General features: G+C 44.8%; 20 protein-coding genes. 14 read left to right on the top strand and 6 right to left on the bottom strand.

The window, feature by feature from the left end:
* Positions 1-9: 9 nt before the first annotated feature.
* From NFI81_RS17595 to NFI81_RS17580, 4 genes are all read left to right on the top strand, one after another.
* Positions 10-3,372 carry a VCBS repeat-containing protein gene (locus NFI81_RS17595; RefSeq protein ID WP_234611167.1) on the top strand — a complete coding sequence of 1,121 codons (3,363 nt, stop codon included), beginning with the start codon at positions 10-12 and terminating at the stop codon, positions 3,370-3,372.
* Positions 3,369-4,682 (top strand): vanadium-dependent haloperoxidase, encoded by a 1,314-nt coding sequence (locus NFI81_RS17590; RefSeq protein WP_234611168.1) that lies wholly within the window; start codon positions 3,369-3,371, stop codon positions 4,680-4,682. Before NFI81_RS17595 ends, NFI81_RS17590 begins: the two co-directional genes overlap by 4 nt.
* Positions 4,683-4,888: 206 nt before the next feature.
* Entirely contained in the window at positions 4,889-8,233 is a 3,345-nt protein-coding gene (locus tag NFI81_RS17585; protein ID WP_234611169.1) for a SusC/RagA family TonB-linked outer membrane protein, read from the top strand.
* Positions 8,234-8,270: 37 nt separating this feature from the next.
* Entirely contained in the window at positions 8,271-9,965 is a 1,695-nt protein-coding gene (locus tag NFI81_RS17580; protein WP_234611170.1) for a SusD/RagB family nutrient-binding outer membrane lipoprotein, read from the top strand.
* A gap of 92 nt (positions 9,966-10,057) precedes the next feature.
* On the opposite strand, the gene NFI81_RS17575 is transcribed toward NFI81_RS17580, so the two are convergent.
* Entirely contained in the window at positions 10,058-10,597 is a 540-nt protein-coding gene (locus NFI81_RS17575) for a thioredoxin domain-containing protein (RefSeq protein WP_234611171.1), read from the bottom strand.
* Positions 10,598-10,613: 16 nt separating this feature from the next.
* On the bottom strand, positions 10,614-11,951 hold the full coding sequence (gene argH / locus NFI81_RS17570) for an argininosuccinate lyase (RefSeq protein ID WP_234611172.1): 1,338 nt from the start codon (positions 11,949-11,951) through the stop codon (positions 10,614-10,616).
* 136 nt (positions 11,952-12,087) lie between these two features.
* On the opposite strand from argH, the gene NFI81_RS17565 reads away from it, so the two are divergent.
* Positions 12,088-13,260 carry an AIR synthase-related protein gene (locus tag NFI81_RS17565; RefSeq protein WP_234611173.1) on the top strand — a complete coding sequence of 391 codons (1,173 nt, stop codon included), beginning with the start codon at positions 12,088-12,090 and terminating at the stop codon, positions 13,258-13,260.
* A gap of 150 nt (positions 13,261-13,410) precedes the next feature.
* Positions 13,411-15,123, top strand: coding sequence for a PQQ-dependent sugar dehydrogenase (locus NFI81_RS17560; RefSeq protein ID WP_234611174.1), 1,713 nt, complete (start codon positions 13,411-13,413; stop codon positions 15,121-15,123).
* Between the two features lie 40 nt (positions 15,124-15,163).
* On the opposite strand, the gene NFI81_RS17555 is transcribed toward NFI81_RS17560, so the two are convergent.
* Positions 15,164-15,742, bottom strand: a complete 579-nt coding sequence (locus tag NFI81_RS17555) for an O-methyltransferase (RefSeq protein WP_234611175.1) — start codon at positions 15,740-15,742, stop codon at positions 15,164-15,166.
* A gap of 105 nt (positions 15,743-15,847) precedes the next feature.
* Here NFI81_RS17555 and ypfJ point away from each other — a divergent pair, with 105 nt between their 5' ends.
* The 3 genes from ypfJ to NFI81_RS17540 all read left to right on the top strand — a co-directional run bounded on the left by ypfJ (position 15,848) and on the right by NFI81_RS17540 (position 18,543).
* Complete coding sequence (gene ypfJ, locus NFI81_RS17550; protein ID WP_234611176.1) at positions 15,848-16,696, top strand: KPN_02809 family neutral zinc metallopeptidase; 849 nt, start codon at positions 15,848-15,850, stop codon at positions 16,694-16,696.
* Positions 16,697-17,027: 331 nt separating this feature from the next.
* Positions 17,028-17,906 (top strand): DUF6268 family outer membrane beta-barrel protein, encoded by an 879-nt coding sequence (locus tag NFI81_RS17545; protein WP_234611177.1) that lies wholly within the window; start codon positions 17,028-17,030, stop codon positions 17,904-17,906.
* Between the two features lie 166 nt (positions 17,907-18,072).
* Positions 18,073-18,543: a hypothetical protein gene (locus tag NFI81_RS17540; protein WP_234611178.1), complete on the top strand. Its 471-nt coding sequence runs from the start codon at positions 18,073-18,075 to the stop codon at positions 18,541-18,543.
* Positions 18,544-18,597: 54 nt separating this feature from the next.
* Here the strand turns inward: NFI81_RS17540 and NFI81_RS17535 are convergent, their stop codons facing one another.
* Complete coding sequence (locus NFI81_RS17535; RefSeq protein ID WP_234611179.1) at positions 18,598-19,203, bottom strand: Crp/Fnr family transcriptional regulator; 606 nt, start codon at positions 19,201-19,203, stop codon at positions 18,598-18,600.
* A 131-nt stretch (positions 19,204-19,334) separates the two neighbouring features.
* Here NFI81_RS17535 and NFI81_RS17530 point away from each other — a divergent pair, with 131 nt between their 5' ends.
* On the top strand, positions 19,335-19,907 hold the full coding sequence (locus NFI81_RS17530) for a hypothetical protein (RefSeq protein ID WP_234611180.1): 573 nt from the start codon (positions 19,335-19,337) through the stop codon (positions 19,905-19,907).
* 25 nt (positions 19,908-19,932) lie between these two features.
* Here NFI81_RS17530 and NFI81_RS17525 read toward each other — a convergent pair whose 3' ends face one another.
* A complete protein-coding gene (locus tag NFI81_RS17525; RefSeq protein WP_234611181.1) occupies positions 19,933-20,325 on the bottom strand; it encodes a T9SS type A sorting domain-containing protein in 393 nt (130 codons plus the stop codon).
* 335 nt (positions 20,326-20,660) lie between these two features.
* Between NFI81_RS17525 and NFI81_RS17520 the strand changes: the two genes are divergently transcribed.
* From NFI81_RS17520 to NFI81_RS17505, 4 genes are all read left to right on the top strand, one after another.
* Positions 20,661-21,284: a hypothetical protein gene (locus NFI81_RS17520; RefSeq protein WP_234611182.1), complete on the top strand. Its 624-nt coding sequence runs from the start codon at positions 20,661-20,663 to the stop codon at positions 21,282-21,284.
* Between the two features lie 68 nt (positions 21,285-21,352).
* A complete protein-coding gene (locus NFI81_RS17515; RefSeq protein ID WP_234611183.1) occupies positions 21,353-21,886 on the top strand; it encodes an RNA polymerase sigma factor in 534 nt (177 codons plus the stop codon).
* Positions 21,870-23,276, top strand: coding sequence for a hypothetical protein (locus tag NFI81_RS17510; protein ID WP_234611184.1), 1,407 nt, complete (start codon positions 21,870-21,872; stop codon positions 23,274-23,276). The genes NFI81_RS17515 and NFI81_RS17510 overlap by 17 nt, the downstream gene beginning before the upstream one ends.
* Before the next feature lie 301 nt (positions 23,277-23,577).
* The gene (locus tag NFI81_RS17505) at positions 23,578-24,618 is read left to right on the top strand and encodes an SGNH/GDSL hydrolase family protein (protein ID WP_234611185.1); all 1,041 of its coding nucleotides are present in this window, start codon (positions 23,578-23,580) and stop codon (positions 24,616-24,618) included.
* Between the two features lie 123 nt (positions 24,619-24,741).
* Here NFI81_RS17505 and NFI81_RS17500 read toward each other — a convergent pair whose 3' ends face one another.
* Entirely contained in the window at positions 24,742-25,707 is a 966-nt protein-coding gene (locus NFI81_RS17500) for a DUF4249 domain-containing protein (protein WP_234611186.1), read from the bottom strand.
* Positions 25,708-25,709 lie beyond the last annotated feature (2 nt).

Below are 25,709 nucleotides of genomic sequence, written 5' to 3'. Positions count from 1 at the left end.
CATTAGGGCATGGGTAGACTCTGCTTTTTCTTTATTTTCCTGATTCCCCTCCTCGGCGTTTCCAGACCGGGTCAAACGCAAAGCCTCTTCACTCTTTTGTCACCCAAAGACACAAAAGTCAGTTTCGTTAATAAGATAGAAGAGAACGATTCGCTGCACATTTTCCGCTACGAATATCTTTACAATGGAAACGGCATTGGCATTGGCGATTTTAACAATGATGGCTCGCCTGACCTTTTTATTTCGGGAAATACGGTTGCTAACAAGTTGTATCTTAATAAGTCTTTAAATGGAAAAATCACATTTGAAGATATTAGTAAAAAATCAAAAATAGAAGGCAACGGAACCTGGTCAACGGGCGTGAGCGTCGCGGATGTAAATGGAGATGGACTCCTGGATATTTACGTCTGCCATTCGGGCTTTTTCCGCAAATTGTCCGACCGTAATAATGAGCTTTTTATTAATCAGGGGATCAAAAACGGCGTTCCGGTTTTTAAGGAGATGGCGGTTGAGGCTGGTTTGAATGCGATTGGCTCGCAATCGACGCAGGCCGCTTTTTTTGATTATGACAAGGATGGCGATCTGGATATGTTCCTTTTAAACCACTCCAATCACACGGTTAACCCATTCCTGAACACCCGCGAAATGCGCGCAACGCCTAATCCTTATTATGGGAACAGGCTTTTTGAGAACATTAGCGAGAATGGGAAACTGAAATTCAAGGACGTTACGCAAAAGGCGGGCATCATTAACAATGCATTGAATTTCGGCCTGAGCGTTATTGTGGCTGACATTAACCAGGACGGCTGGCCGGATTTGTACACGACGAGCGATTACACGGAAGTGGACTGCTATTATGTCAACAATAAGAACGGGACATTCACCGAGTCTTTGAAAAAATCATTTACTCATGTCTCCAAATTCTCCATGGGAGCCGATGTGAGTGATTTCAATAATGACGGAAAACCTGATGTCCTCACACTGGACATGCTTCCGGAAGACAATCATCGTCAAAAATTGCTCAAAGGACCGGACGTTTATGACCAATATCATTTGCTTCTTGACAGCGGTTATTATCACCAGAATATGCGGAATATGCTGCATTTGAATCGCGGAACGGATGCAGAGGGCAATGTTAGGTTTAGCGAAATCGGTCAAATGTCTGGCGTTTCAAACACGGATTGGAGCTGGGCGGGCTTAATGGCCGATCTGGACAATGATGGCTGGAAGGATCTGCTTATTACCAATGGTTATCTGCGCGATTTTACCAACATGGATTTTTTGAAATATACCGTTGCAGATGAGCAAATGAAGGAAGTGGGCAAAGGAAACCTGAATTTCAAGACTTACAGCCTTGTTCAGAAAATGCCTTCCAACAAGTTGAAAAACTATTTATTCCAAAATACAGCTGACGCTTCGAAGCAATTTGCATTCGAGGATGTGTCGGAAAAATGGGGTTTTAATGAAGACGCAGTTTCCAATGCGGCGGCTTATGCGGACTTTGACGGCGACGGCGATCTGGACATTGTAATTTCCAACATGAATGAGGCGGTTTCGATTTATCAGAACAATGGTGAACAAAAAAGTCTGACTATAAAGCTTAAAGGTCTGGGAAAAAATACGCAGGCTTTTGGGAGTAAGGTTTGGGTTTATGCCAATGGTATTAAACAATATGCAGAGCTCTATCCGGTGAGGGGTTATCAGGCAACGGTAACGTCAGCGTTGCATTTTGGCTTGGGAAAAGCTTCTAAGGTTGATTCAGTAAGGGTTGTTTGGCCTTCCGGGAAGGTGACTATGCTGGCGAATTCGACTGAGAAAATTTTGATTTTAAAAGAAGAGGAGGCCGGAGAAGTAAACAAATCCGAAACTGCATCTGTTAACACAACATTTCAGAAAATCCCCGCACAAAGCATTGGCATTGACTTCGTTCACAACGAAAATGAATTTGTGGACTTCAAAGTGGAGGTTCTCTTGCCTTATCAATTATCCAAACTTGGTCCGGCACTGGCAAAAGCGGATGTCAATGGCGACGGTTTGGAAGATTTGTTTTTTGGCGGCGCTTCCAATCAGTTTGGCGTACTTTATCTGCAAAAGCCAGACGGTAAATTTGAGGGTGCAAATGCACAGCCCTGGCGGCAAAATGTGGCTTGTGAAGAAGTGAATGCATTATTTTTTGACGCAGATAAGGATGGCGATCAGGATTTGTACGTGGTTAGCGGTGGTAATGAGTTTGAAGATCAGGCGCCAGAATATCGGGACCATTTGTATATTAATGATGGAAAAGGCAATTTTCACGAAGAAGTTTTAGCATTGCCCTCCATGAAAAACCCGAAGCAATGTGCTGTAAGTGCTGACATGGACGGAGACGGTGATATGGATATTTTCGTAGGGGGGCGCGCCGTTCCCGGATCCTTTCCGATGGCTGCCAGAAGTTATGTTTTAAGAAATGATAGCCAGGGGAACACAATCAAATTTACCGACGCGACAGCCGATTGGTCCAAAGATCTGTTGAATCCGGGTATGGTTACGGGCGCTGTTTTCGCGGACCTGGATCAGGATAAAAAGCCGGACCTAATGTTAATAGGCGATTGGATGGCCGTTAAAGTGTTCAGAAATACCGGTAATGCATTCACGGAACAGCTTCCCGCAGAACTAAGCGATACGGACGGAATGTGGGCCGCATTAATGCCCGTTGATCTTGACAAGGATGGCGATATGGATTTTGTTTTAGGGAATGGTGGATTAAATAACCAATACAAAGCATCCGCCGAACAACCCGTGACGATCTATTATGATGACTTCGATAAAAACGGTGTAGTTGATCCGGTCTGCACTTATTTTATTGGAGACAAAAATTACCCGATGTTTTCCCGCGACGAAATGCTGGACCAGATACCATTCCTGAAAAGAAAATACACCAACTACGCGCTTTACGCAGATGCTACCCTGACAGATATATTGGGTCAGGAAGCAGTTGAAAAAAGTAAAAAGGTCTACTGTAAGCAACTCTCAAGCATTGTGCTTGAAAATAAAGGCGATTTCAAATTTCAAATCCATGACCTGCCGGAGGAGGCGCAGATTTCGCGGGTAAGTGCCATTGTTCCGCTGGAAATGGATGGAAACAACAGGACCGGCTTACTGCTAGCAGGTAACTTTTCCTGCTATCGCGTGCAGTTGGGACCCTGCGACGCATCCGTAGGCGTAGCATTGCGGCAGGTTGCGCCCTTCCGGTTTGTAACTGTAAGCCCTGCCGAATCCGGATTTTGGGCGGGCGGCGAAATAAGAAGCGGTGTCCGGCTAAACAACTCGCGTATAGTGATAGGCGTTAACGGCGGAGATCCCTTAATATTTGAACAGACAGGTCAGAAATGAGAAAGCGATTTACATTATATATGCTGGTAACATGGCTGGTTGGGCATTGCGCGTCCGGCTTTGCGCCTCCTGTTGGCCCTTCGCCCCGGCTGCTGCACAGGGCAGAGAAAAACCTTACCCGTGCCATTATGCATGATATTTTCTCGCCACCCGCTGCAAGTCGTATTTATCTCTATGCCAATGTTGCAGCATACGAAACACTGGTTATGCAGGATGAAAACTATCGCACTCTCCACGGACAAGTCGCTGGTTTTCCCAACATACCAGGTTTGAAAAGCGATAAAAAGGTCAATTATGAACTGGCGGCTGTATACGCTTTTTTTAAAACCGGCGGAAAACTGGTGTTCTCAGAGCATTTGCTGACAGACAGCGTGAATGTGATCTTAAACGACTTTCGGGAGAAAGACACATTGGTTTACAATAATTCAATAAGACTTGGACAAGCCGTAAGTGATAGCGTCCTATCATGGTCAACGAAAGACAATTATGCATCAACCCGGGCGAAACGCCGCTATACTTACAGTAAACAAAAGGGCAAATGGACGCCGACTCCACCAGGTTTTATTGACGCTGTGGAACCATATTGGTCTCAAATCCGCCCGGTAAGCCTGGACTCGGCCGGGCAGTTCAAACCGGTTCCGCCGCATGCATATAATACGGACACGGCGAGTTTGTTTATGAAAGAAGTCCGTGAGGTTTATCATGTTACCAGAAAGTTAACCCAGGAAGAAATCCTGATTGCGAGTTTTTGGGACTGTAATCCTTTTTATCTCAACACGCAGGGCCACCTCAATTTTGCCACTAAAAAGCTGTCCCCCGGAGGTCATTGGATATCCATTGCAGGCCAGGCCGCCGAAAGTAAAAACAAGAACTGGCAGGAAACCGCAGCCGCTTACGTGCTGACTTCCATGGCTTTGTTCGATGGATTCATTAGTTGTTGGGATGAAAAGTACAGAAGTCAGTTTATCCGCCCCGAAACGGTCATCAATGCTTATATGGATGAAAAATGGCGTCCATTGCTGCAAACACCACCATTTCCTGAATATACCAGTGGGCACAGCGTTATTTCCGCTGCGGCAGCGGTTGTGTTAACAGCGGTTTTGGGGGATCATTTTGCTTTTGATGATCACACGGAAACCGATTATGGACTTCCTGTTCGCAGTTTTAAGTCTTTCAAAGAAGCAAGCGAAGAAGCAGGCATCAGCCGTTTATATGGCGGGATCCATTTTAGGTCTGCAATTGTCAATGGCCAGGTGCAAGGCGACCGAATCGGCCAACATTTGCTTTCCAGAATAAAGGTCAAACGCTAAAATAACCAAACACTCTACTAGGTTTGTATGCTTATTATTAATATTTTTTAATAAATGTTATGTTTTTGTTAATAATTATATTTATTTTGACTCATCAATACTCATGCTGTCTAAAAATGCCCGGTCAATTTTTTTAAGGGATGCCATTTTTAATACATAAGTAAAGACCCATTAAGCCACCTTTATTTAACTTACTAAAGTTTACCATGAGACAAAAGTTTACGACTTTAACCCGTCTGGTAACCTTGCTTCTCCTTCTTATAGGGAGCACATGGAGCATGGCCCAGGACAGAAAAACCGTTAATGGAACGGTGCTAGACAAGGATCAGAATCCTTTACCAGGTGTTTCTTACCTGGTGAAAGGATCTAACACCGGTGGTGCGACAGATGCCAATGGAAAATTCACAGTCAGTGTGCCTTCAAGTGCCGCTGTCATTGTATTTTCTTCGATTGGTTACATCAGCAAGGAAGTGGAAGTTGGTAATGCGAGCCAGCTTACCGTCAACATTGAAGAAGACAACAAAACGCTTAATGAAGTGGTTATCACAGGTTTCGGTATGTCAACCGAAGCCAGAAAACTGGCATACTCTGTACAATCCGTTCAGGGAAATGACATTACAAGGACTGCTAACGCCAACATGGTGAACGCACTTCAGGGTAAAGTGGCAGGGGTTATGATCAACCAGGGAACGGGTGGTCCAATGTCGTCTTCACGTATCCGTATCCGCGGTAACGCATCATTAAGCCCTAATACTCAGCCACTTTTTGTTGTGGACGGGGTGCTTATCCGCCCGGGAACATCAGGAGCTGACTCCTGGGGAGCTGCGCAGGATTTTGGTAACATTATGAAAAACATCAATCCGGACAACATTGAGTCGATGACGGTGTTGAAAGGTTCAGCTGCCAGTTCGCTTTATGGTTCTGAGGCTTTGAATGGTGTAGTGGTTGTTCAAACTAAAAAAGGACGTCAGGACAAAGGTTTGGGTGTTACTTACAACCATACTTCTACTTTTGAAAATGCCTATCGTTTCCTTGACCTGCAAAATGAATATGGCGCAGGTTTGAGCTCAACATTCACAAATGGCGCTGATGGCGTTCCGGAAGTGGATCGCGCTAACTTCCCATTCTCTTACGGTCCGAAATTGGAAGGTCAGCAGGTGCGTGACCTGGATGGCCGCATGGTGGAATGGAAAGCCAATGATCCTTTGAAATTCTTCCAGACAGGAAAATACATTAACCATAACGTGGCTATCGAAGGCGGAAACGAACGCAGCTCATTCCGTGCGTCGTTCTCGACTTTGAAAAACTCTTCGATCATGCCGGGGGGAACAGAATTGAAAAGAAACAACTTCAACATCCGCGGAACACAGAAAATCGGAAAAGTGCTTAATCTGGACGTAAGTGCAGATTATACAGACAATGATCTGATAAACCCGATCCGTCAGGGTGGTAACTACAACCCGGTTTTCCGTTTTGTATACAACCGTCCACGTAACATGGATATCGATTACTGGTCTAAAAACTACATTGATCCGATTGCAGGCGGCCGTCGCAGAGGAGCTAATGGCGATCCTTACAACATTACGGAATTCATGTTCCAGACATTTGAATACAAACAATTCCGTAATGAAAAGGTTTTCAGGGGAAATGTTGATTTGACTGGTAACATTACAGACTGGTTGAGCTTCCTGGTTCGCGGTAACGTACAGAACGAATTGTACACGGGTAATAACCAAAACAGGGGAGATAACGTCAATTTCTCAGGTGGTGAGTATCGGGAATATTCTGAAAACAAAACACAGACCCGTTTCCAAGGTTTGGTTACAGCAACGAGACAAATTGGCGAGGATTTCAATTTCAGCCTATCGGTAGGTGGAGAAACAAACCGCCTAATCGGTGGTCGTAAGTTTGATTATCGAACGGACGGCGGACTACGTGTTCCCGATGTCTTTTCTTTATCGAACAGTATTAATATTTTGAGACAAGAAAGCATTGCGCTTACGCCCTCGAAAAGAATTGATGCGCTTTATGCCTATGGTGACCTGACTTTCAAAGACGCGTTAACATTGAGCGCTAGCTATCGTACAGACTGGTCTTCAACATTGACTTATGCCAACGGAAGCGGTGACTACATTTATTCTTATCCTTCTGTGGGTCTTTCATGGATGGCAACGGAATCATTAAAGAATCTTCCGTCATGGCTTTCATTTGGTAAACTTAGAGCCAGCCTTGGTTACACAGGTGGAGATACAGAAGCATGGTCTACAAACCAGACAGGTGTTTACGAGCCAAAACCAGCTTATACGCAGGCGGACGGAAGTCAGGTAAACTTATCGGGTTTCAGAGATCCTAATACGCTTCCTAACTATGGGTTAAGAAACCGTCTGGCGAGAGAAGTTGAATTTGGTGGTGACATTCGTTTCTTCAATAATCGTTTGGGAATTGATTTGACCTATTATAACAAAATCACCAAAAATGAGATCCTTAGTTTAAATACAACAACTGAATCAGGTGTAAGCAGCAGAATCGTCAACGCAGGTAGAATCCAGAATAAAGGGGTTGAGATCTTGCTAACCGCCACCCCAATCAAAAAGGCTGATTTTGAGTGGAATACAAGCATTAACTTCTCGCGTAACCGCAATAAAGTGCTTGAACTGGTTCAGGGAACAGATACTTACGAGTTAAATCTGGGTTTTGGTGCTGATATTAAGTCAGTGGCAAGAGTAGGAAAAGACTACGGAACAATCATTACCCCTTATGGTTTTGCGATTTACGAATCGGATGATGCAAACAATCCTGCAAACGGACAAAAAGTAATCGGAACGATTTCTGGTGAAGGCGGAATCGGTTACGTCCGTAATGGTGCTTATGGTTCAAAAGCGGATAAAGAACTGGGAACTGTTATGGAGAAATTCCTTGCCAGCAATGTCAACTCTATCCGTTACAAAAACTTCACGGCAACGGTGCAGGCTGATGCGAAGATCGGTGGTTTGATGTCATCTGCAACGCACCAATACGGTTCTTCTTTGGGATCTTTTGCATTCACACTTCCAGGTCGTAATACGGAACTGGGCGGCGTGACGTTTACAGATGCACAAAACAATGTAAGAACTGACGGTATCATCCCGGAAGGCGTGCTTGCTGATGGATTCCAGGTTGTTGTGGACGGTGCCCCGAAAGATTTGGGAGGAATGTCATACGCAGATGCAGTTACAGCTGGTTATGTCAAGCCAATTCCTGCTTACGCTTATTATATGAACCTGACGCAATGGTCATCGGGTATCCGTGAATATTCTACTTTCGAAAACTCGTGGGTTTCCCTTCGTGAAGTTTCGGTTGGATACAATGTTCCTGCTTCATTGCTTGGAAAAGCTAAAATCCAGTCGCTTCGCGTAAGTCTGGTTGGACGTAACCTCGGTTACCTATATCGTACAGCGAAAGACGGCATCAACCCGGAAGGTCTGTACAGCAACAAAGCGGGTGAATTTATGGAGTATGGTGGTCTGCCGTTCTCACGTAACCTTGGATTTTCAGTTAGTGTAGGATTGTGATCTTGAATTGTTACAGCCCATTCAAATTAAAATTGATATGAAATTTATAAAAAGAAAAATACTCTTACTAGCTGCCGTCGGATTTCTATCTTCCTGCGAAAAGCAAGCATTTGTGGATATAAACAAAAATCCGGATGCGCTAACTGAGATCCCGCCTCAGAACCAGTTTCTGAATGCAACCACCGGGATTCACGGACAAGATTTTGAAGCATTTTATGACCTTTACCGTCGTATTATGCCCTGGATGCAATACAATACGCTGCTTAGCGGTAACCAGGGATCATTCACATTGAATTTCGACAACTTCGCCAACCGTTACGGAAGGCTTTACAATGGTGTTGGAGACAGATTGTATGACCTGGAACAACTTGTAGGTAAACTTGAACCTGCTGAGCAGCCTCGCTACGATCAAATGATCCAGATAGCACGCATTTTGAAAGCTTATTACAGCTTTTATGTGTCGGATATTTACGGAAGCATACCTTATTCAGAAGCTTTTCAGGGACGTTATGGCGGAACGCTTCAGCCTAAATATGACACTCAGCAAGAGTTGTTTGCAAGATTGGACGGCGAGATTAAAGCCGCAGTGGCTGCATTAAAAGTTTCTCCTGCTGTTCCTCAGTATTCTTTGGGCTCTTACGATCAGTATTACAAAGGTGATACACAGAAATGGATCAAAGCTGCGAATGCATTGCGTTTGAGAATGGCATTGCGCGTTCAGAAAGCAGATGCTGCAGCAGGCACGGCGATCATCACGGATGTTTTGGCTCAGCCGGCAACCGATTTGATGGCCAGCAATGCAGATGCATGGATCTTTATCAGCAACGCAACATTCACGGGTGACGCGGGTGGCGGAAACTGGAACACGGATGAGCTGAGAGCTCCGAAGCCAATGGTTGACTTCATGTGGGAAAAAAGCGATCCGCGTATCGATGCTTTCTTTACACCAAACGGATATTCTCAGGCAAACATTAATTTGCTAATCGCAGAGAAAAAACTTCCTGCGGGAACAACAGCAGGAAGACGTTATGTAGGAAGCTTCACAAGTCCTGATGATTCAAGACTGACAGCCAACGTTCAGCGTTATTACACGGCGAAGGTGATTAATTCCAATAAGGAAAATGTGGATACATTATCGCTGATCCAGCCGCGCTTGTTTAGCACCGGAAAGGCTGATGCAGCAGGAAACGCAGGGACAGGACAATCTTATCTTCCTGTGATCACTTACGCGGAATATTGCTTTATGCGTGCTGAGATCGCTTTGAAAACAACGGGTGCAGCATCTGCCAAAACCTGGTACGAAGCCGGGGTGAGAAGTTCTCTGGAATGGTATAATGAAGTAGGTGTTAATGCGAAACTCACGAACTATACGGCAACAACACCGGCAGAAATCACAGCCTATCTTGCTAAACCAGGAATCGCATTCGATGCTGCAAAAGCGATGGATCAGATTGGTAGCCAAAGCTATCTTAACTTTATGAAGCAACCTCAGGAGGGATGGGCATTGTACAAACGTACTGGTTATCCAAACCCGACTTCGATTGTTCCATTGCCAAGATTGACCTATCTGAATGTTCCGTTGACAATTCCACGTCGTGCGCCGATCACATTGCCAACACAGTCAGATCCTAACTACGCGAACAAAAAAGCAGCTTACGACGCCATGGCAGCATTGCCAGGCTTCGGTGACCTGACCAGCGCAGCAGGCCGTGTATGGTGGGATAAGCCTTGATTTTATTTTTTTAGATTTAGTTATAGTAAAAAGAGGCGGGCCGTTTGGCCTGCCTCTTTTTTTGGGGTATGAGATGACATTCTATTCCTGAGCTAATCCAGCTTCATATTAATTAAACATCCGATTGCCTGTGTCTTGCTTTGCATAATAGGATTGCCGTTCAATGTTGCTTCCAATGCGTTTCTTAAATAAAGCTCCGTTGCTCTTGGCCGGCTTTTGCCCAATGCGTAAAACCAATTGTCAATCGCGCCCTGGTAAACCGTAATGCCATTCTCATTCAACAAAACAACTTCCGGCATCACGGTTGCCTGATAACGTGTTGCTTTGCGCAAGCCAGGATCAGGAAAGCCGGGGAATGTTGCGTTATATTTTTTCAAAAATGCCTTAATATCCTTTTCTGTAACAGTTTCCATGGGGAAATATGCCTCAAAACTTACGCCTTTGGCACTATAATCGGCGTAAATGCTTTTGATCTCCTTCATATAGGCATTGGAAACGGGGCATTCGGGATCCAGGAAGAGCATTACTTTTAATGGTCCCGGCGGGAAAATCTTGTGCACTTTTTCGCCTTCTGTATTTCCAAAAGAAAGCAGATGCACAATCAGGAACAACACGATCATCTTTCGCCACATATCGCAATTTTTTGGATTAATCCTGCAACAATTTTTCCAATGCTTCGGTAACCCTTTCGTACCCAAAAGCCGCAATTTCCTCTTGCATTCTCGCTTGTATTTCAGCTGTTTGCAGGTTACCAATGCTTCCCTCGTGCGTATGCTTCAACTCGCGGGGCGCCGTATAACTTCCTTCACCGATTTCAGCCCCAACTTGTCGGTATGCATCCCGGAATGGAACGCCACTGATTACCAACTCATTCACGCGTTCAACGCTGAAAAGCAGATCATATTTGGCGTCATCCAGCAGGTTTTGTTTCACCTTCATATTTTCCAGCATGAATGCGGCAATGTCCAGACAATCCAGGATTTCATCAAAAGCGGGCATTAGAATCTCCTTCAACAACTGCATATCGCGATGATAACCAGACGGAAGGTTGCTCAAAACCATCGTCACTTCCATCGGCAATGCTTTCATCCGGTTTGTCTTGGAGCGAAGTAATTCCGCCACGTCCGGGTTCTTTTTGTGCGGCATAATGCTGCTTCCGGTTGTGAGGTCGTCGGGCAAAACAATGAAGCTGAAATTCTGGCTGTTATAAAGGCAAACGTCCATAGCTAGCCTGGAAACGGTCGCAGCGAGCGAAGCAATGGCCGTTAATGCGGCCTGTTCCGTGCGTCCGCGGCTCATTTGGGCGTATACAACATTGTGGTGCATGCCCTCGAAGCCCAGCAATTCGGTGGTTAATGTTCGGTTTAGAGGGAAAGAAGAACCGTAACCCGCACCGGAACCCAGTGGATTACGATTGGCGAGCCGGTAAGCAGCATTTAATTGAATAACATCATCAATTAACCCTTCCGCATAAGCGCCAAACCATAAGCCGAATGACGACGGCATGGCAATCTGCAAATGGGTATAACCGGGTAAAAGGTCGTTTTTGTGTTCCTCGGAACGGCTTATCAGCACATTAAAAAGCTTTTCCGTGGCTTGCACGACTTCAAATAAACGCGCACGCGTGTACAATTTCATATCCACCAGCACCTGGTCGTTGCGCGACCGTCCGCTATGGATTTTCTTACCGGTGTCGCCTAATTTTCGGGTCAATTGCAATTCCACTTGTGAATGGACATCTTCTACGCCTTCTTCAATTACAAACTCGCCATTTTGCACTTGAGAGTGGATCATTTTGAGTTCCTGTTCCAATGCAGTAAGGTCGCCGGAGGTTAGTAGGCCAATGGTTTCCAGCATCTTTGCATGTGCCAGATTGCCCAGCACATCATATTCCGCCAGGTTGAGATCCATTTCCCGGTCCCGTCCGACGGTGAATTTTTCTATTTTTTCAGAAGTAACCGTATTTTCTTTTTGCCAGAGTTTCAAAGTGCAATGATGTATTTGTAGTGAGAAAAGATCAGATCAATGGGCAAATTTACAAGATTGTGAGCATAATGCGTATTCATCCCGCCGAGGGGATTTTTTTCTTACTTTTGTGCCACATTAATGAAAATACGCTCAAATGAAAACTACCGACCGTTATCTGCAACGCGGTGTCTCGGCTTCCAAAGAAGATGTGCATAAGGCCATTGAAAAGATAGATAAGGGGCTTTTTCCAAAAGCTTTTTGCAAAATCGTACCCGATACATTGGCGGGTGATCCTGAATATTGCACCATTATGCATGCCGACGGAGCGGGGACAAAAACCTCTCTTGCTTACCTTTATTGGAAAGAAACGGGCGACATTTCGGTTTGGAAAGGCATTGCGCAGGACGCGATTGTGATGAATACGGACGATCTTTTGTGCGTGGGAGCAACGGGCCCCATGTTATATTCTTCAACCATTGACAGAAATAAAAACCGCATTCCCGGTGAAGTGATTGCTGAGGTGATCAATGGTGCAGAGGAGGTTTTGGAAATGTTGCGCAGTTATGGTGTTGAAATTTACAGCACAGGCGGAGAAACGGCTGACGTAGGAGACCTGGTACGGACGGTTACGGTGAACAGCACAGTGATTGCACGGATGAAAAGGTCGGAAGTGGTTGATAATGCCAACATTACAGCCGGAGACGTGATTGTAGGCCTTGCATCCTGCGGACAAGCAACATACGAGCAGGTTTATAATGGAGGAATGGGCAGTAACGGCCTTACTTCGGCACGTCATGATGTTTTAGGGAAATATCTTGCGGCAAAATATCCTGAAAGCTTCGACCCGGAAGTAAGCCAGGATCTGATTTATAGCGGCACAAAAAAACTGACTGACCCGGTGGAAGGAACTCCATTGAATGTAGGACAGCTTGTGCTTTCACCTACAAGGACTTACGCACCTGTTGCGAAGGCATTGCTGGATGAGATGCGGACAGCAATTCATGGCATGGTGCATTGCAGCGGCGGCGCTCAGACAAAAATTCTACATTTTGTTGATAACCTTCACATTATCAAAGATAATCTGCTTCCTGTCCCGCCATTATTTAAAATGATCCAGGAAGAAAGCGGAACCGATTGGGAGGAAATGTATAAAGTGTTCAATATGGGGCACAGACTTGAAATTTACCTTCCTCAACAGCACGCCGACCGGGTCATTGAGATTTCCAGGTCTTTCGGGATCGAGGCGCAGGTTGTAGGCAGAGTAGAAGCTTCTGAAACAAAAAGACTCACTATAACAAGCGCATTCGGGCAGTTTCAATATAGCTAGCGTTGTATCGCATAAGGAGGCAAAGGCCGTCTGATTTCACATTCAGGCGGCCTTTGCCTTTGGCGACTTTGTCGTTTTCAATCAAGGCACAGATATTGTAGTATTAATACAAGTAAAATTGTAGAAATATTACTAAAATCTTTTTGGCTTATGAAAAACTTCAACTTCAAACTTCTCTCAAAAATCTGCGTCGCTGCGTCTTGCTTACTTCTCACGGTAAGTCAGGCAATGTCACAGGCCCCGGACGTTGCAATTGATACACAGAAACCATTCATTACAGGCCTTACGTCTGCCATGCAGCTTGTACATGCGGGCGATGGCTCCAATCGGATTTTTGTTGCTGAGAGAGGGGGTATCATTAAAGTTTTTGCGCCCGGTGCTTTGGGAACGCCTATCACCTTTCTGGATCTGAATCAAAACGGACAAGTTGTGCTTACCGGCAATGAAGACGGTTTGCTGAACATTGCTTTTCATCCAAATTTTGAAACGAACGGATACTTGTACGCTTATTATTCCAATTTGCTGGGCGATCTTGTAGTGGCAAGATATAAAGCCACTAACCCCGCCAGTAACAATACAGTCAATCCCAACACGGGCTTTGAAGTCATTAAAATCCCACATCCCATTAATACCAATCACAATGGTGGCGAAATGCATTTTGGCAGCGATGGCTTTTTGTATTTGTCGATCGGTGATGGCGGCGGCGGCAATGACCCCAATCAGAATGCCAAAAATCCGAATGTTCTGCTGGGAAAGATTCTCCGTATAAATGTGAATGTTCCGGATACGAACCCTATTAAATATGCGATTCCGGCGGGCAATCCTTACAACAACCCGGTTTATGCATTAGGATTAAGAAATCCGTTCCGATGGAGCTTCGACAGGCTTAACGGCGATATCTGGATCGGGGACGTTGGGCAGGGCGCCAGGGAAGAAATCAACCACCGGACTGCTGCGCAGCTAAATAATGCCAATTTCGGTTGGCGGTGTTTTGAGGGCGATATACCCACGCCGGACGTTGACAGAACTGGCTGTGACGCCGCCGGGCCATACGTAGCCCCAACGTTCGCCTACGTGAACGGCACCCGTGGCAGGTCTGTGGTGGGCGGTGTAGTGTATCGGGGCACGCGATCACCGCTCATGTATGGCTGGTATATCGGAACAGATTATTATTCCGGGGACATTCATTTAATCTCTGCGGATGAATCCGTTAAAAGCTACGAAACATCTACGGTTAAGGGAATTACGGACATTGGTGAAGACCAAAGTGGCGAAATATATGCGGTGACGGGCAGCACCATTTACCGTATCATTTCCGATTCGCAATTGCCTGTAACACTGGTTGATTTTTCAGGAGCACGTGGCAATGAGGGTGTTAAATTGTCCTGGTCGTCTTCAAATGAAACAGATTTCAAGGAATTCGACATTGAGCAAAGTTTCAATGCGTTGAATTTCGAGAAGGTAGGAACGGTTTCAGGACAAAATGCAAGTTCAGGTTCTCAATACACGTTTTCACACGCCGTTAATTTTACAGGAAATGTTTACTATCGTTTAAAGATGATTGATAAGGACGATAGTTTCGAACATTCAAGCATTATTGTCGTAAATGCAGACGATCCGGGACCTGCCAATTTCGTGAGGCCATCGCTCATTACTAACGGCGCGATTGACCTGCTTATCAGCGATTCTTTCAATAAAATGGAACTGGTAAATACATCCGGCCAGATCTTCATGTCCGAAGAAATCACCGGCAAAACCGGCCCGTTCAGCATCCCGCTGCAAGCCGCAAACACCGGAATTTACATTGTAAGGCTTACAGGAAGTAATAAAGTTTTGCAACAAAAGGTCTTGGTTGTGCGGTGAAGCCACGTCGCGATCTCGAAATACGAGATCGCGGACATGTTCACACCTTCACGGCAATCACAATCCCCGTCGCCCAAACCTGTTTCGTTAAAACCAGATCCGTTCTGTGTTCCAGATCTTCGATCAGCTTTATGGCTTTCAAATCATGACCTTCGGGCCAGTTGGGTTGCGGGAGCATGTCGTCGATGATGTAGTAGCCGCCTTTGTTCAGCATTTCCAGCACTTCGTCCAGCATCAGATATTTGCCGTGCCAGGTGTCCGCGAAGATGTAGTCGTATTTTTGTGTGAGATTGTTTTGAACCCATTCGCCGCCATCGGTTAATGTTAATGTAAGTCTGGCATCCTGTCCGAGATGATCCTTGGCGATAGCCAGAAATCCGGCCTCGTTATCAATAGAGACCAGGGTGGAGGCCGCATCCATGCCGTCGAGGATCCAGGCGGTTGATAATCCGGTGCCGGTTCCCAGTTCCAGAAATCTACCCGCAGGCTTGGAAGCCGCTAGTGTCCTCAATAATGAACAAGTCTGAATGTCCGATGCCATGGTAAAGCCGGAAGCTTTGGTGGCCAAATCGATCTCGGTGTAGGCTTTGGGTAACGGATGATTAATTTCCTGGTTCATTATCGGATGTTTTTGTATTTATGAGCTAAACTTATACAATAATTATCAGTGACGTATATTGGCATGGTTTTTATTAAAGTTGATAACATCTAAACATCTGAAAATATGCGTTGGCAGGATTTACGAAGAAGTGGAAATGTTGAAGACCGCCGTGGAATGTCTGGCGGCGGAAAAGTTGCAATTGGCGGGATCGGAATGATCATCGTCCTCGCAATTGGCTTGTTAACGGGCCAGGACCCTGGGGAAATTTTAGGCAATTTACAAGGGACGGAAACACAACAGCCTGCTCAAACCCGTCCTCCCGGGCCGCGTCCGGATGACAAGACAGCCGATTTCGTATCTGCGGTGCTTGGAAGCACGGAAGACGTTTGGTCAGAAATTTACACGGCCAATGATGCCCAATATGAAAAACCGAAGCTTCAGATATTTGAAGATGCTACACAAAGCGCTTGCGGAGGCGCATCTTCGGCGATGGGGCCTTTCTACTGTCCTGCCGATCAGAAGGTTTACATTGACCTGGATTTTTGTAATGAACTCCGTGACAGATTTAAAGCGCCGGGGGATTTCGCAGTCGCATATGTGGTTGCGCACGAGGTCGGACATCATGTGCAAAATTTGATGGGCATTTCAGGGCAGTTGCAGGAGCAACGCGGCCGCATAAGCAAGGAAGAGTATAACAAACTGTCTGTGAAGCTTGAATTGCAAGCCGATTTTCTGGCCGGAGTCTGGGCTAATCATGCACAGCAAATGAGCAATATCCTCGAACCGGGCGACCTGGAAGCCGCATTAACAGCCGCTAATGCCATCGGTGATGACAAGCTGCAGAAGGAGTCGCAAGGTTATGTTGTGCCCGACGCGTTTACACATGGCAGTTCAAAACAGAGAATGTATTGGTTTAAAAAAGGATTTGAAACAGGTGATTTAAATCAGGGAAAATACGAGGACATTCAATAGGCGTGCCGTTTACATTTGAATATGACAAATGAGTTGGATAATTCCCGATTATCCAACTCATTTTGTTTTAACAAACTGCTGCGTTGTATCTCCAAACCGGCATATATATAAACCAGGCAAAAGACGTATATATATCCCCGATTTTGTCGTTGGAACTTATTGGAAATCCAATTTCGTTATTCGCTCATAACAAGTGATTTAGTGCCGGAGAGTGCAATGTATTGCAGATTTCATTGACCAATTCAGTGTGCATAGGAGAATAACAGACCTTTTCAAGAAGTAATATATGCAGTTTCGCAGCCCCGGACCTTTTTTTGTTATACTCACTTTGTTGAGCGCGCACGCTGTGTGCCAGTCGCTTAAACCCGGACTCGAAGGCATGGCGCCTTCAAAATGGCTAACGATCCGCAATACACATGCCCCCGGGAAAACGTATCGCTTCAACGGAACGGACACCAAGAGATTTACCCAGGAAGAGTATTTCATGCGCGCCTGGGTGCCGCTCGTTCATAATAAAAAAGTAACTGTGTTGCTGGGGCCTAATTACCGCGCGGAGCAGCTTGAATTCAAAAGTACAGGCGAAAATCCGGTGAGCCATATGGAGGGATGGAACTTGCGTACGTTCGCGATGGACCTTAATTCGGTGGTTAAGCTGGATAGTAGTTCGTGGTTTATTTTTACATCGCATATTAATAAAAGCGGTGATTTTGGGAGTTTAGACTGGCAGGAAATTCCGGTTAACTTCACATTATCCGCTTCCTTTCTGCGCAAGAAAAGTTTGAATAAGGAAGTGGGAATTGGTGTAATGATGAATAAAAGTTTCAGGGTTACAGTGCTTCCCGTTTTCATTTTTAACTACAATTTTTCCAATAGTTCAGGGCTGGAAATGATGCTTCCAAAGAAGATTGCTTTCCGGAAAAACATATCTCCTTCGGATATCATTTACTTTAAATCCGAGGCCGTGAGCAGGACTTATTATCTTCGCAAATTTAATGAAGATGCACTCGGAGTTTGTCGTCGTGTGGATATTGACATGGGCGTGTCATATAACCGAAAGATCGGTAATTATGTGGGTGTTGAAATATTCGGTGGATATCGCCAAAACATCTCCAACAGGTTAATAGAAGGTGCCGTTCCTGTCCGTACTTCCGGATTGGCAGCAACAATTGAGTTCTATGTGCAACCTCCAAAATTCAAAAAGAGAAAATAAATCGAGCGCCCCTATAATGGTTGATCCATAGCAGCTTTAATCATTTTTAATTAATGGGATTGCACGCTTTTTAGCGAAATTGCGATGTTTATTTAGGGTAAATTTTTTATGGGAGTTATAATGATTAATTTCGCCCGACATAACTGCTAATTTTAATTCATAATTTATGAAAGCTAAATCAATTAAGTTTTTTTCACCTCAGCAAAATGTTTCAAAAAGTGAGGTGACCAAATCAAAGCCTAAGCCAGCCGGCTACATTTCTGCAACTGGTAAAATTGTCTTTCCGGTTGCAGCTCTTGAAGAATTGGGAATTGAAGCGGATACAACGCGATTCAAAGTTGGAACAGATCAGGGAAAAAGAAAGATCAATACAGTATATCTTATCCCGGCTGACGGAGAAGCAGATACATTTGAATTAGTGAAAAGCGGCAGAGGATATGTAATCCCTCTTGCTATTATCCTGAAACAAGGCGGCGTAGCTTTTGATACTTCAAAATATACATTTACAGCAACACCGTTCAATTACGAGGAGGGCGTTGTAGGATACGAATTGGCTTTGGCAAGCTCTGAACCAAAGCCCGCTTACACAGGAAAGCCACGCGGACGCAAGCCAAAAGCTGTTGAACAGGCTGGTTAATAAATGCGTTTTTTGCATTTGATAAAATATGAAAAGCCGTAAATAGACTAACGTTTATTTACGGCTTTTGTCAAAATTAATAGTCTTAAGGCACCGGCTAAATGTGGCTGCCGTTGTTCCTAAATAGGTTGCAATGTAATGGTCGGGAATGCGGCGGAACAATGATGAAGGTTGATTTACATAATGTTCAATACGCTGTTCAACAGACAAATATTTAAAAACTTTGACGCGGTCTGTGAAATTGATCAGGTGCTGTTCCAATAGTTTAACAGCCAAACCGGCCATATAAGCGTCTTCTTCAACCAGTTTCCGGTAAGCGTCGTACCCAATCGCATATACGATGGTATCTTCGAGCGTTTCGAGCACTTCATTGGATAATTGCTGCAGCAAAAAACTCTCCGCAATGCAGACAATGTCCCCGTCCGAAACCAGCAGCGACGTAATGTCTTCCGAACCGCGCAGATAATACGTGCGCATGACGCCTTTTTCTATCAGGTAAAGATTAGGACTAACTTGCCCAAGATCCACTAAGATCCGCCCTTTTGGAATAATGAAACGTTTCAGGTTTTTTGTGAAACGCTCCTTCCCTTCTTCTGACAGCATGAACTGCGAAGCTTCGAGTATGCGCTCCAATGGCTTAATTTCTCCCGCGGTTTTCATCAAAATCTTGTCGTAGGACAACGTGTATCTATGTCGCAGGACAAGATATAAATTAATATCATTCAAGTTACTTTGATTAGGACAAAAACGCTGGTCCTGTTGCCCTTTTCATTCACCTAACCATTCTGACTATGAAAACTTTCATTTTACAAATTGTAATGATGAGCTGCACCATTATTCCCTGCATTGCGCAGGATAAAGGGAAGAGTGAGCTTAATATTGGTTTTGGAATCATGCCAACTGAAGATGTCGCTGCCGAAATTTTTACCGTTTTCTTTTTAGCGTTATCAGGCCGGCTTCCCGAAAAAGAAGTGAATGATTTTGCCTTTTCATTAAGTTACAAATACCATCTTTCCGAAAAATTTTCATTAGGCGCGAGTGGAGCATATAATGCAGCTGCGCATGAAACCCGCTTTTTTAAATGGATCGATAACGGTCCTCGTCCCAGGACATTGTCTATTGCAGCCGAAACCAATTTCTTTTATTTAAAAAGGCCAAACATCAATTTGTATTCGTCCATTGGCGCTGGTTTTTTTGGTTCCTGGACAAATGAATATGATGGCATTTCCGACACTTCCTATATGTCGCCAACCCTGCATTATTCGCCCATTGGCGTGCGGGTGGGAAAAGACGTCGGGGGTTTTGTGGAGGTGGGTTATGGCTTCAAGGGATTGGTTAATGGCGGCCTGAGTATCAGGTTTTAACATTCGACAGGCAGGCCGCGGCGTGTTAACCCATCGTAATGGTCCGGTAACTATCCACATTTTGCGTATCCAGGATCACTTCTTTGGTTTCCTTGAATGTGCCTTCGGTGATCACCACATGGTAAATACCGTTTGGAAGCTCGTTCAGGTTAAACCGTACACGCGATGCAGGATCATTTTTATCCAATGCCTTGGTAGCAAGTGTGTTTCCGTTCGTATCGGTTAGTTTGATAGAAAGACTTTCGCCTTTGTTTTTCATAACCGTAACATCAATTTTACCCTCTACAATTGATTTTACTTCGAAATTCACATCTTTGGTTTCTTTGGAAACACCGAATGTATGGTTGCTTTGAGCGAAACTAGCCGATGACATGGCCACTGCTGCGGCGATTACCAGGGAGGAAATAAGCGTTTTCATGATTTTTCTGATTTAAAAGGTTTTCTTTTTCCAGTCGCCCTTGCGTCTGGTGATACAATAGTACGGGAGCGCCTTTCACTAAAAAAACAAAATCTGCCGGAAGCATTAAAACATCGACAAACCCCTGGAAACGACCTACTATCTCATTTTCAGGACATTATAATGTAAAATTTGCCGCTGTTATAGACGAAATCGGGCCATTCATCGGCTGGCGGAAAGACTCAGTAGAGAAATTTTAGGTTTTTGAATTTATGTACCCAACCTTCACTGCATCTCATGTAGTTTATTTTATTGACAGGCCGCAATTACCTGTCATTCATTTAAACTACAATGTCATGAAAACAGAGAAGCTGATTATTGTCATCATTTTCCTTGGACTGATCCAGCTCGCTGCCTGCGAGCGAAGTAAGCTTAATGATCCTGAACCAAGTTCGTTACGTGCAGGCGCTGATTCCCTCGGTAATTTTCCGGGAGACTCGATCCCGGGAGACAGCATTCCGGGTGACAGTATTTTTGTCCCCGACACTTTGAAAGGCGGAGGCGATGGCTTAAACCATGTGGACACAACGAGCAGGCAAGCCTTTAAAGCAGGAGATGAATTCCTGATAACTCCTGCCATATTGCAGGACTCGCTAGCCTATCTTCGGCTAAAAGTAGTTACCAAAAAGCCTTACAATTGTCGGAATAACCAAATTTCGTACAGCGCCATGAATAATTTTGGGACGATCGATGTCAGATTGAATGAAGTGCTGGGCGGCTTTCCTTGTGAAGCGGGAACGGCACCATCCGAAGCGACGATCTATCTTGATAGAAACAACATTAGCCCCGATTCTACGTATCAACTTCACGTCAGTGCTGGTGGAAAGAATTTTCAGGGCACGCTCAGGAAATTGGGAGCGGGTTATGAGATCAGCTGGCCTTATGACAACGAGGTAATTTTTACAAAAAAATCATTATAGTTTTAGTAAGCAATTATCGATTCCCGGCCGTCAGGGACATTGAACCTGACGGTTGTTAACATTCGGCATTGGATAAATTAGAGGAAATATTAGCGGGTTGTCGGCGTCAGGATCGTCAGGCCCAGGAGAAGCTGTATCGCCAGTTTTATCCTGTGCTTTTTGCATTATGCAGGAAATTTTTCGATGACAAACATGAAATATTGACTGCCGTTAATAATGGAATGTTAAGAGTTTTCAAAAACATAGATCAGTTTGATGACCAGAAAGGCGAGTTTTTCAATTGGCTGTACACAACGGTCAGGAATGCGGCACTAACACAGCTCCGGGACAGCAAAACGCAGCATTTTGATTACGAAGAAATCAAGGATGATATGCGTTTCGAGTCCGATGAAAATCCATTTGACAGGCTCGATGCTGCCGACATTATCGTTTACTTATCCGCGTTACCCGTGGCCACACGCCGCGTGTTCGGTTTGTTTTATCTGGATGGTTTTAGCATTAAGGAAATTGGAGAATCGTTGGACATTTCGGATGGTACGGTTAAATGGCATTTGAGCGAAGGCCGAAAAAAGCTGAAAGTAATATTTGAAAAGATCTTTTAATGTGAAAAACAAAAACAAAAATATCGACAAATTTTTCTCCGGGAAACTGCCGGACGCGGAAGTTCCGGCCGATGAGGCATGGGGGAAAATGAACGATATGTTCAACCCGAAAGTGCCGACCGGACATTCGCGCAATGTATTTAATACGATTTCCAGCAGCGCATTGAAACTGGTTTGTGGAATAACATTGCTTGGGCTTACCGTTTCAGGAGTGGTCTTGTTTTTGAATCACGATAATGCCAAAAGTGATTTTGCCAAAAATAAAAACGCCATCAACAGCACAAAGGCAACGCCCGAAATAGCAAATAAAAGCGACACGCCTGCTTACAAAGATTCATTAACCAACAGGACCGGAAATAAGGAAGGAAGCGTAAGGGAAGAGAAGTCGATCAAAGAAGCATTTACAAATAATGAGGTGTTTTCGAACAAGCAAACAGTTCCGAACATTGACGCGCCGGATCATAAAGAAGCACTATCAACTGAAAAAGCATATGTAAGCAAAAAAGCGACCCGAAGTAAGCAGGCAACTGGATATAGTGTGGAAAGCCAGGAAGAGAAATCGAAAAACAGAGCGGCCGGCACCGAAAACGCTGTAAGCAATGCAAATAACACGAGGCAGGCAGCCCTATCGTCGCTTTTATCATTGCCGTTTAAAGCATACGTCTTTAATCCTGATTTTTCCAAAAAGATAAAGGTTAATCCGAAAGGCGAGGTCAACATTGTGAAAAATGCGCCAAAAGAGGCGGTGGGCAACGCTTTTGAAGTCGGACTTGTATGGAATGTAAATGCGCCATTTAAACGGACGGATTTTCTCTTTAATAGCATTGACAGCGTAAGAAAACCCGCGTCGCTGCTCATTCCCGGAATTTGGGTTACAAAATCGTTTAGGGAAAAGCATTCATTGACGCTTACCATGCAGGCCCGCCAGCCATACTTTGGCAATAACAAACGGTTAGCGCAGGCCACAGACTCGATTCCGGGAGTAGATTCCGCGCATTGGTATCGCAATACGGATTTGATAAAAACGGTCGGCTTCAATGTGGCGTTGCAATATCATTATCAGGTTGTTAAGGGGTTGTCGGTCGGGGCGGGCATTGGATACAGCCGGACGTCCGGCGCATTGATGCGGGTGCAAATGTACAATCGCAATGACAAACCGTTGGAAGGTGAATACGTTTCGTTGAAAGGCCCGAAGGAGCTTAATCCGCTTTTAAATACTGATATTTTCTATTTTAAAGCAGGACTTGCTTACAAAATCGGTCGGTTTCAGACAGGAATTAATATTTTAGCGCCCATCAGCAACATTTCGGGCTCACCTCAATATTCCATACGCGAGATCAACGGCCAGTTTTTTCTGAGATTTCGCGTTTGGCAAAGTGAGAAGCCATGATTATTTCGGGCTAATCCTCGGTCAATCGGCGATCTCAGAATTGTACTACTTTTTAGGGGAAGTTACTTCGAGGCTCTGGACGATCTTGTATCCAATGAAAAGCATTAGAATTACTAATCCTGCTTCAATTAAACCTGCAAGTTGTAAGAATATTGTTCCATGGCTATGTGATTTTCTGCAAAGGAACAGAGCGTGGAAAAATGCAACAAATTTTTTTGATTCAACGGTAAATTAATGAGTTTTTGGTTGGAATGATTATTGTTGAAGAGATGGTAAGCACAACCCCATATTTCTTCTAAAAATGATTGAAGATCAGAAGACCAAACCGCACATTAAGAATCCAGACCATTCACTAAGCCGCAGGCGTTTCTTTCTCCATTCTGGGGCGGCCATTTTCACAACCACACTATTATCGTCCTGCGAAGGATTAATAGAAGATATTTTTCCAAAGAGCGATAAAGTTGATGACGAAGAACAAGTGCCGGACAGGGACAAAACACTGGCATTTTTTGGGGACAGCCTCACGATTGGAGCCGGTGGGACGGCGCCCTATGGAAGCATTGTGGCGGCCGCACTATCAGGCAGGCCGGTTCTGAGCGACGGAATTGTGGGGCAAGTTGCGTCACGTATTGCTGTGAGACAGGGCGGCACGCCGTTGACTATTTCTATCGAAGGCGATAAGCTGAATGGCATTAAGCCAGTCAAGATCACGAAATTGAGCAATCAATTTTTATCCACACCTACAAATTACGACGAATACAGCCGAACAGGCTCGATCGGCGGCGTAAGGTGCACCATCCGGCGAACTGCCAGTGAATCAGGCGAAAATTACACCATCACGCCAGCCACGGTTAGCGTGCTGGATGTTCCCGCTGATTCGGAATTTATATTGGATGACGCTTCCCGGCTAAAAACAGCCACCCAGATCTTATGGTACGGCCGGAATAACATTGGGAAACCAGATGCCGAAGAACAGATTATTGCTGCCCTGGACAGTTCAATAGCCTACATTGCAGCTCCGGCGCGCTACATTGTTGTAGGCGTCCTGCTTGCACAATCGGACAGGAAAGGGACTGAAAATTTTGATCAGGTTGCTGCAATTAACGAAAAACTGGCGGCTAAATATGGTAAATCATTCGTGGAAATGACACCGCCAACGGATGCCGAGCTCGCAGAGATCAGTTATAGCCCGTCAAATGACGACAGAACGGATCTGGAAAATTTTAATTTCCCGAGAGGGCTGAGAGCGGATGTTGGCTCTGATGAAATCCATTTGAATGATAAGGGTTACCAGATCATTGCAAACCGCGTTATTAAACGCATTAAGGAGCTGAAATACTAGGATTGGATTTGATTCGAGGATATAATTACAATGACGAAGCAGCTGCTTCGTCATTGTTTTTTTCTGCGGTTCAGGGCAAAACTGAAATCTGCATTTCCATCATTACATGTCTTTAAATGTAAGCTAGGGATTAACGGTCAGGCCTACGGCATTAAAAGATGCAAAACAGCCCAGACCACCTTCAATGTTGGTATATACTAACGTCGGTTCTACAAAAGGATTGTCATCGTTGTTTTCTAATGATCGTCTGAATTTATAGTAATGCTCGTCAATGCACATGACTTCCACCCGCACGTCGCGCAGGCGGGGATCGTTGTCAACCGATTTTTCGACACCATTCTTGTCCCGATAGGTGATTGTTCTTCTCGGACTTAGGTAAACACCGCTTCTGGGTGCATTGAACTTAATTCCGTCCAGGTTAATATCATTGTAGGTCCCTCTGCCATAAGCATACATATCATATCTGTTACTATGACGGAACGGGGAAGTTTCGCCAGTCTCGGGATAAAATTGGGGCACCGTTTCTTCCAGCGTATAGGCGCCGCGAAGCGCATAATAATTGCTCTCTCCCTTTATATCTTCCCAAGTAAATTTGAACCAGGCCGACGAATCAGTTCCATATCCATTCCATTCTTTATCAACTGCCAGATCCATTGTTTTTACTGAGTTGAATGGCACCGTACATTCTGCCTTAACAAACCTCTTTCCATCATTAACCGTCAATGTATAGGATTTACCCGCGACGATCTTGAAGGCGCTGCTATCTGCAACGTAATTCTGAAGAGAATCATCAAAAACAAGCCGGACCTGATTGACATCATCCGCCAGGATCACTTCTGCATTTGTAACAATCACCGGGTTATAGCTCGCCGGCCCGAAAATAGGCTGCGATTCGGTGATAATCGCTTCCAGGCGGGGGTTTTGTGGTGATATATAGCAGGAAACGGCCAGTTTGATCTCAACTTTGGGAAGCTTATCCTGATCCAGGTCGTTGATCAGACCTTCACATCCGGACAACAAACCAGCGCATACCAGCAACAGAAAAAACACCGGCTTATTTATATGATTCAAGGCCTTTGTGAAGCGCATGT

Origin of the sequence: Dyadobacter fanqingshengii (genome assembly GCF_023822005.2) — a bacterium.
GTDB classification, from domain to species: domain Bacteria; phylum Bacteroidota; class Bacteroidia; order Cytophagales; family Spirosomataceae; genus Dyadobacter; species Dyadobacter fanqingshengii.
Note: the sequence above shows the minus strand (reverse complement) of the source record. Positions and strands in the feature narration are given on the sequence as shown.

What these genes read in the sequence shown, in the direction of transcription:
- NFI81_RS17525 (WP_234611181.1), bottom strand. Translation starts at nt 20,325, where the DNA reads ATGAAAACGCTTATTTCCTCCCTGGTAATCGCCGCAGCAGTGGCCATG.
- NFI81_RS17530 (WP_234611180.1), top strand. Translation starts at nt 19,335, where the DNA reads ATGAAAACTTTCATTTTACAAATTGTAATGATGAGCTGCACCATTATT.
- NFI81_RS17580 (WP_234611170.1), top strand. Translation starts at nt 8,271, where the DNA reads ATGAAATTTATAAAAAGAAAAATACTCTTACTAGCTGCCGTCGGATTT.
- NFI81_RS17540 (WP_234611178.1), top strand. Translation starts at nt 18,073, where the DNA reads ATGAAAGCTAAATCAATTAAGTTTTTTTCACCTCAGCAAAATGTTTCA.
- NFI81_RS17520 (WP_234611182.1), top strand. Translation starts at nt 20,661, where the DNA reads ATGAAAACAGAGAAGCTGATTATTGTCATCATTTTCCTTGGACTGATC.
- NFI81_RS17590 (WP_234611168.1), top strand. Translation starts at nt 3,369, where the DNA reads ATGAGAAAGCGATTTACATTATATATGCTGGTAACATGGCTGGTTGGG.
- NFI81_RS17575 (WP_234611171.1), bottom strand. Translation starts at nt 10,597, where the DNA reads ATGTGGCGAAAGATGATCGTGTTGTTCCTGATTGTGCATCTGCTTTCT.
- NFI81_RS17585 (WP_234611169.1), top strand. Translation starts at nt 4,889, where the DNA reads ATGAGACAAAAGTTTACGACTTTAACCCGTCTGGTAACCTTGCTTCTC.
- NFI81_RS17500 (WP_234611186.1), bottom strand. Translation starts at nt 25,707, where the DNA reads ATGCGCTTCACAAAGGCCTTGAATCATATAAATAAGCCGGTGTTTTTT.
- NFI81_RS17535 (WP_234611179.1), bottom strand. Translation starts at nt 19,203, where the DNA reads ATGAAAACCGCGGGAGAAATTAAGCCATTGGAGCGCATACTCGAAGCT.
- ypfJ (WP_234611176.1), top strand. Translation starts at nt 15,848, where the DNA reads ATGCGTTGGCAGGATTTACGAAGAAGTGGAAATGTTGAAGACCGCCGT.
- NFI81_RS17560 (WP_234611174.1), top strand. Translation starts at nt 13,411, where the DNA reads ATGAAAAACTTCAACTTCAAACTTCTCTCAAAAATCTGCGTCGCTGCG.
- NFI81_RS17505 (WP_234611185.1), top strand. Translation starts at nt 23,578, where the DNA reads ATGATTGAAGATCAGAAGACCAAACCGCACATTAAGAATCCAGACCAT.
- NFI81_RS17555 (WP_234611175.1), bottom strand. Translation starts at nt 15,742, where the DNA reads ATGAACCAGGAAATTAATCATCCGTTACCCAAAGCCTACACCGAGATC.
- NFI81_RS17595 (WP_234611167.1), top strand. Translation starts at nt 10, where the DNA reads ATGGGTAGACTCTGCTTTTTCTTTATTTTCCTGATTCCCCTCCTCGGC.
- NFI81_RS17565 (WP_234611173.1), top strand. Translation starts at nt 12,088, where the DNA reads ATGAAAACTACCGACCGTTATCTGCAACGCGGTGTCTCGGCTTCCAAA.